Annotated in this window: 4 protein-coding genes and 2 pseudogenes; 4 read left to right on the top strand and 2 right to left on the bottom strand. The window is 76.8% G+C overall.

Going from position 1 to position 6,867, the window contains the following annotated elements; translation table 11 throughout:
* The 4 genes and pseudogenes from AB0F18_RS37920 to AB0F18_RS37905 form a co-directional block, all read left to right on the top strand.
* Positions 1-466, top strand: a pseudogene (locus AB0F18_RS37920) (hypothetical protein); the annotation flags it as partial.
* A 103-nt stretch (positions 467-569) separates the two neighbouring features.
* Positions 570-1,184: a TetR/AcrR family transcriptional regulator gene (locus tag AB0F18_RS37915; protein ID WP_362069702.1), complete on the top strand. Its 615-nt coding sequence runs from the start codon at positions 570-572 to the stop codon at positions 1,182-1,184.
* Entirely contained in the window at positions 1,168-2,802 is a 1,635-nt protein-coding gene (locus AB0F18_RS37910) for an isovaleryl-CoA dehydrogenase (RefSeq protein ID WP_362069699.1), read from the top strand. The genes AB0F18_RS37915 and AB0F18_RS37910 overlap by 17 nt, the downstream gene beginning before the upstream one ends.
* Before the next feature lie 115 nt (positions 2,803-2,917).
* On the top strand, positions 2,918-4,069 hold the full coding sequence (locus AB0F18_RS37905) for a S8 family serine peptidase (protein ID WP_362069696.1): 1,152 nt from the start codon (positions 2,918-2,920) through the stop codon (positions 4,067-4,069).
* 10 nt (positions 4,070-4,079) lie between these two features.
* On the opposite strand, the gene AB0F18_RS37900 is transcribed toward AB0F18_RS37905, so the two are convergent.
* Both AB0F18_RS37900 and AB0F18_RS37895 read right to left on the bottom strand, forming a co-directional pair.
* Positions 4,080-6,005, bottom strand: a complete 1,926-nt coding sequence (locus AB0F18_RS37900; protein WP_362069693.1) for a TOMM precursor leader peptide-binding protein — start codon at positions 6,003-6,005, stop codon at positions 4,080-4,082.
* Positions 6,002-6,867, bottom strand: a pseudogene (locus tag AB0F18_RS37895) (hypothetical protein); the annotation flags it as partial. The gene AB0F18_RS37900 and the pseudogene AB0F18_RS37895, both read right to left, overlap by 4 nt.

The following is a 6,867-nucleotide window of genomic DNA, read 5'->3' as shown; positions in this document are numbered from 1 at the left end:
GGCCCCCACCGACGGCAGCAGCCCGGCCACCGCCCCCAGCCCGAGCGCCCCCGCCACGGAGCCGGCGGGCTCACCGACGCCGACGCCCGCCCGCGGTGGCAGCAGCCCCTCACCGGCCCGTACGACGCCCCAGGCGCCGCCGAAGCAGTCGAGCGCGCCCGCGCCCCCGCCGGCGGCCGAGCCGGTGCTGTCGCTGCGTCCGACCGGCGTCCGCGAGTTCTGCGCGAACGGCGAATGGCCCGACACCCTGGTGGTCCGCAACAGCGGGGGCGGCACCCTGACCTGGTCCCTCGGCGGGCTGCCCGCCGGGGTGACCGCCGGCAAGGCCGGCGGCTCCCTCGCCGCCGACGCCTCCCAGGTGATCACGCTGGGCGGCCGCACCGAGCAGCCGCCCCCGAACGGCCGCTTCACGATCGGCTTCTCCAGCAACGGCGGCAGCGGCCAGGTGACCGTCACCTGCGCCTGACGTGACGTGCGGGTGCCCGACAGCCCGGGCACCCGCACCCGGTCGGGACGGAGATCCGCCCGGGGCTGGTGTGAAGCAGTGAATCACTGCTTCAATCCTTCCCATGCCCTACCGCCGCCCACCCGCCGTGCAGGCCCGGCTCGACGCCCGTCGCGACCGGGTCCTGGACGCCGCCGTCCGACTGCTCTCCCGCGAGGGGTACGCCGGCTGTTCCGTCGCCGCGATCGCGGCCGAGGCCGGGATCTCCACCGGGAGCGTCTACCAGTCGTTCTCCGGCAAGTCCGAGCTCGCCGCCGCCCTCTTCCGGACCCTCGTGGCACGTGAGGTGGCGGCGGTGACCGCCGCGGTGGACCGGCCCGGAACCGCCGCGCGCAACGTCGCCGCGGCCGTGGAGACTTTCGCCTCCCGCGCCCTCCAGGCACCCCGGCGGGCCTTCGCCCTGCTCGCGGAGCCCGCGGACCCCGCGGTCGACACCGAACGCCTCGTCTTCCGGCGGGCGTTCCGCGACGTGTTCGCCCGGCAGATCGCCGCCGGCGTGACGTCCGGCGAACTGCCCCCGCAGGCACCCGAACTGACGGCCGCCGCGCTGGTCGGCGCCATAGCCGAAGCACTCGTCGGACCGCTCGCCGACGGCGACGCGTCCCCCGGCGAGGTCATCCCCGGCCTGATCACCTTCACCCTGCGTGCCCTTGGAGGACACGATGCCGCAGACGCATGAGGTCACCAACCAGGTACCCCCGCACCACGGTTACGACGCGGCCGCCGACCCGGCCCTGCTGGAGGCCCTCGACCGCGAGGGCGCCGGCTGGGCCGCCCCCGAGCTGCACCGCCTCGGCGTCCTCGCCGGCTCCGAACGGGCGGCGGAGTGGGGCCGCCTGGCCAACGAGAACGAGCCCGTCCTGCACACCCACGACCGCTACGGGCACCGGATCGACGAGGTCGAGTTCCACCCGTACTGGCACGAACTGATGGACACCGCCGTTTCGCACGGTCTGCACGCGGCCCCCTGGGTCCAGGACGAGCCGGGCGCACACGTCGCCCGCGCCGCCAAGTTCATCGTCTGGAGCCAGGTCGAGGCGGGCCACACCTGCCCCGTCTCCATGACCTACGCCGCCGTCCCGGCGCTGCGCACCACGCCCGCCCTGGCCGAGTGGCTGGAGCCGCTGCTCGCCTCCCGCACCTACGACTTCGGGCTGCGCCGGCCCGACACCAAGCGCGGGCTGATCGCCGGCATGTCGATGACCGAGAAGCAGGGCGGCTCGGACGTACGCGCCAACACCACCACCGCCGTACCGGCCGGGGACGGCACGTACCGGCTGACCGGGCACAAGTGGTTCACCTCCGCGCCCATGTCGGACGTCTTCCTGACCCTGGGGCAGGCCCCGGGCGGACTGTCCTGCTTCCTGCTGCCCCGGGTGCTGCCCGACGGCACCCGCAACCGGCTGCTGCTCCAGCGCCTCAAGGACAAGCTCGGCAACCGCTCCAACGCCTCCTCCGAGATCGAGTACGACGGGGCCTTCGGCTGGCTGGTCGGAGAGGAGGGCCGCGGCGTCGCGACCATCATCGAGATGGTCAACATGACCCGCCTCGACTGCGTCCTGGGCGGGGCCTCCGGCATGCGGCTCGGCCTGGTCCGGGCCGTCCACCACGCCACCCACCGGCGGGCGTTCGGCAAGGCGCTGATCGACCAGCCCCTGATGCGCAACGTCCTGGCCGACCTGGCCCTGGAGTCAGAGGCCGCGACGGCCGTCGCGATGCGCCTGGCCGGGGCCACCGACCGGGTCGCGCGCGGCGACTCGGACGAGGCGCTGCTGCGCCGGCTGGGCCTGGCCGTCACCAAGTACTGGGTGTGCAAGCGCGCCCCGGGGCACGCGGCCGAAGCCCTCGAATGTCTCGGCGGCAACGGCTACGTCGAGGAATCGGGCATGCCCCGCCTCTACCGGGAGGCCCCGCTCTCGTCCATCTGGGAGGGCTCGGGCAACGTCGCCGCCCTGGACTCGCTGCGGGCGATGGCCCGGCAGCCGGAGACCGTCGAGGCCTTCTTCGCGGAGGCCGGCCGGGCGGCCGGAGCCGACCGGCACCTGGACGCGGCCGTGGCCGGGCTCCACAAGCAGCTCGCCGACCCCGCCGAGGCCGAGTACCGCGCGCGGCAGCTGACGGAGACCATGGCCCTGGTCCTCCAGGCTTCGCTGCTGGTGCGCCACGCCCCGGCGGCGGTCGCCGACGCCTTCTGCGCCTCCCGGCTGGGCGGCGAGCACGGTGGTGCCTACGGGACCCTCCCGACGGGAGTGGACACCGGGGCCGTCCTCGCCCGGGCGCGGACGGCCGCCGTCTGACCCGGTACCGGCTCAGGGGCCCCGCCCCTGCAACCGGGACCCCTTTCCGGAACGTCTGGGCGGTTGACGGAAGGCCGCCGGGAGCGGTGACGGGGCGACGGGACGGGGACGGGACATGAGACGCGTGTACGGCAACGCGATGCTGGTCACTGCGGTGGCGGTGGCACTGGGGCTCTCGGGCTGCACCCCCTCCGGGGACCCGGGACCCGAGGGGCCGCAGCGGCCCGGCGGCGGATCCGGGACCGCGCAGACCTCCCCCTCCGCCCACCCGCCCGCCACCGGCGCACCGCACCCGACCGGAAGCCCCTCGGCGGGCGCCCCGGGGAACCCCGCGCCGTCGGGGCACACCGGCGCCGCCCCCTTCGTACGGACGGGCGTCCCCTGGAACCTGGACCGCCTCGACCAGCGCACCCGCCCCCTCGACGGACGCTTCGCGGCGGCCGCCGACGGCAGCGGGGTCCACGTCTACGTGCTGGACACCGGCATGGACGTCAAGCACGCCGAGTTCGCCGGCCGCGCCACGTCCGGCGCCGACTTCGTCGGGGCCCCCGACACCGGGGACTGCGCCGGCGGGGACGGCCTGGGCCACGGCACCTTCGTGGCCGGGATCATCGGCGGCCGCACCTACGGGGTCGCCCCCAAGGCCCAGCTCGTACGCGTCCAGGCCATCGGCTGCGAGGAGGGCGACAGCAGCGGCCTTCCGGGCAAGGACGCCCCGCCGGCCCCGGAGGCCTCCATCGTCAAGGCCGTCGACTGGGTGACCGCCCACGCGCAGCGCCCGGCCGTGGTCAACATGTCCCTCAACCTCAAGACCCGCTCGGCGGCGCTCGACACCGCCGTACAGCACCTGGTCGAGTCCGGGGTCACCGTGGTCGTCGCGGCGGGCAACTTCAACGACGACGCCTGCACCCACTCGCCGGCCGGCGCCCACGGCGCCCTCGTGGTGGGCGCCGCCACGGCCGACGACCGCCACTGGCGGGACACCGAGGCCTTCGGCTCCGGATCCGGCTCCTGCGTGGACCTGTACGCACCCGGCGACAAGATCACCTCCGCGGTGGCGGGCGGCGGCACCGTCACCAGCGACTCCGCGGCCACCTCCTGGGCCACCCCGCACGTGACGGGCGCGGTGGCCCTCTACCTCTCGGCCCACCCCGGCGCCACGCCCGCCCAGGTGCGCGCCTGGGTCACCGGACAGGCCTCCCGCGACGTTCTGACGGCCGTCCCGCCCGGCACCCCCAACCGGCTGCTGAACACCTCCGCCCTGTAGGCCGCGCCCCTCAGGGGAACGGGTGCGGATGGAGCGGGAGTTCCCCGTACCGCAGCGGGGCGGCGGTCCGGCCCAGCCGGTACGGCACCTCCAGCAGCCGGGGCAGGCCCAGGGTGCGCCGGTTGACGTGGCCGAAGGTCATGGGCAGCGCCCCGGGCACCACGGCCTTGGCCGCGTACAGGCCGAGCCGCTCGCGCACACCCGCCTCGTCCTGCCCGACCACGATCACCTCCAGCCCGGCCCCCGCCAGCCGCCGCACCGTCGCCTCCAGCAGCCCGGCCAGGTCCGCCACCGGCTCCGGCGCACCCGGCCACGCCTCCCGCCAGGGCGTCGGCCGGCCGTCGCCCCCGTACAGGAAGTCCAGCCTCGGCCGGGCCTCGGGCAGGCCGTACAGGGCGGTGTGGTCGGACAGGGTGACCACCAGCTCCGGCCGCTCCAGCATGGGCCGCAACCGCAGCGGATCACAGGTGCCGGGCTCCGCCCGCAGCCGCCGGGCGGCGTTGAACACGTTCGTCACCGCCTCCACCACGGCCGAGCGGATCGCCGCGCGCGGGTCGTGATGGGCCCCGGCCGCCACGAACACCTGCGGCGCCGCCGAGCGGGGGTCGCGGTGGCGGGCGACCGCGACGACCGCCGGAATGCCGAAGTCGTTGGTGGCGTCCAGCAGTACGAGTGCGTAGCCCGCCAGTTCCGCCCGGTCGGCGAGGTGCAGCACCTCCGGGTCCTCGTCCGGCAGCGCGATCCGGCGCAGCGGGGTCCGCCCGTACCAGGCCATCAGGAACGCGTCGCGTTCCGCGACCTCGAACAGCCCGTACAGGGCCGCCTCCTCGGGGCTGTTGCCGAGGCCGCAGCCGCTGGAGCACTCGTAGACCACGCGCGGCCGGCCCGGGCCGGCATCCCAGTAGGCGACGTGCTCGGGCACGGCGAGCGGCCGCGCCCGGGTCAGCGACCAGCCGTGCACCCAGTCCAGTTCCAGTTCCGGGGCGTAGGGCACGGTCGTCGACGCCGGATGCCCGTGATGGGCCGGGTCGGGCAGCCCGAGCCGCTCCGGGTCCACGGCCCGTTCCGGCCCCAACTCCGCGTAGGCGGCGCGCAGTACGGTGCGCCGTCCCTGCGGGCCCATCCCGGTGAGCCGCTCGATCCCCTCGAAGAGCGCCACCCGTTCGCTGCCGTCGTAGTCGCCCGACCGGCCGTGTCCGCCGTCGGGCAGGGCCCGTCCGTGGGTGAGGTAGGCGCTGGTCAGGCACTGCACGGAGTCCTCGGTGCGGGTCACCCGGTACACCGGCCCGAACCGTTCGTCGCACAGCTCCGCGCGCAGACCGGCCAGGTCCGTACGGCCGTTGGGGCCGCGCAGCACCGCCGGATCGGGCAGCGGCCGCGCCGCCCACCGGGGCCGGGCCGCCTCCACGGTGTCCTCCGGCAGGCGCAGGCACACCTCGCAGCCGCCGACCGGGCGGAAGAGGTGGCTCGACCAGGTGGTGCGCAGGTGGTGCACGATCCGTACGGCCGCGCCCGCGCCGGGGGCCGCGGCGGGCTCCGCCAGCAGCTCGGCGGCCAGCGCCGCGACGGCGTCCACCAGGGCGGGGGAGGGGCGGCCCGCCAGCCGCAGCCCGGGGCTGTGCCAGGGGACGCGGCCGCCGACGGTGGCGAGCCGGCGGTACTCCGTACAGGAGAGGCAGCCCACCGCCCCGGGCCGCAGCACCGGGCCGACCACCGTCAGCGCGCCGTCGCCGCGCACCGGGACCAGCGTCACCGGGTGCCGCAGGGCGTGCCGGGACAGCTCGGCGGCCGTCTCCAGGTCCCAGTCGTCCAGGACGACGACGGCCCGGCCGGCGGTGGCCCGGCGCGCGCCCCCGGCGTCGAGGACGGTCAGCCCGAGCGCGGCGAGGGCCTCGCCGAGCGGGGTGGCGGTGACGGACGGCGCCGAGGGGGTCATCGCGCCCCTCCTTCCTCTTCGCCGCCGGGAACGTCCCGGACCGCGAGCACGGTGAACCCGCAGCCGCGCAGCGCGGCGGCGACGGTGCGTTCCTCCGGCCCGGCGGGCTCCCAGTCGGCGGTACGCAGTCCGGTGAGCCCGCGCAGGGCGGTGTGCAGGGCGGCCTCGCGTCCCGCGACCGCGGCCCACCAGCCCGCCGCCCAGCGCTCGTCCTCCCAGGGCGCCGACGTCGTCCCGGCGACCGCGAGCGGACACAACTCGCCGCCTGGTGCCGTGATGTGACGAGCCGTCGGATCGAGTTCTCCGGCCCGTACGCGGACCAGCGCGGCCAGCGCGGCGAAGGCGGCCGCGTCCCCGGGGGTGGCCTCCACCGCCTGTCCGAGCAGCCGCCCGGTGCCGTCCGTGCCCGCGCGTACGCAGGCCCGGTAGGCCGTACCGGCGGCGTCCAGCGGGGTCACGTACGACCGGGCGCGCACCCCGAGCCGGCCCGTCAGGACCCCCCACCAGTGGCGGGCCTGCGGATGCCCGCTCCCGTACGGGTCCCAGGGCGCGGCCCCCGGCCCCGGCGCGGGCAGCCGCAGCACGGCACGCCGCAGTGCCCGCCCCAGGGCGTGACCGGGGCCCGCCCCCACCACCACCCCGGGCCGGCCCGCCCCGCACCTCAGCTCCGCCGCACGGCACAGGCCGTCGAGGCGGGCGAGGTCGGCCCGGGCGGCGCCGGCCGTGAGCCTCCCGCCGCCCGGCGCCTCACAGCCGGCCAGCGCGACCGGCAGCTGCGGCAGGGACCCCGTCAGGGGCGCGGCCAGCACCCCGAGGCGCTCGTCGCCCAGCGCGGCCACGCCGGCCAGCGCCTCGGCGAGCG

The sequence above is a fragment of the Streptomyces sp. NPDC029216 genome (genome assembly GCF_040648015.1).
In the GTDB taxonomy this organism is placed as follows: Bacteria; Actinomycetota; Actinomycetes; order Streptomycetales; family Streptomycetaceae; genus Streptomyces.
This window is presented reverse-complemented; position numbering and strand designations above follow the sequence as displayed.

What these genes read in the sequence shown, in the direction of transcription:
- AB0F18_RS37915 (WP_362069702.1), top strand. Translation starts at nt 570, where the DNA reads ATGCCCTACCGCCGCCCACCCGCCGTGCAGGCCCGGCTCGACGCCCGT.
- AB0F18_RS37900 (WP_362069693.1), bottom strand. Translation starts at nt 6,005, where the DNA reads ATGACCCCCTCGGCGCCGTCCGTCACCGCCACCCCGCTCGGCGAGGCC.
- AB0F18_RS37905 (WP_362069696.1), top strand. Translation starts at nt 2,918, where the DNA reads ATGAGACGCGTGTACGGCAACGCGATGCTGGTCACTGCGGTGGCGGTG.
- AB0F18_RS37910 (WP_362069699.1), top strand. Translation starts at nt 1,168, where the DNA reads ATGCCGCAGACGCATGAGGTCACCAACCAGGTACCCCCGCACCACGGT.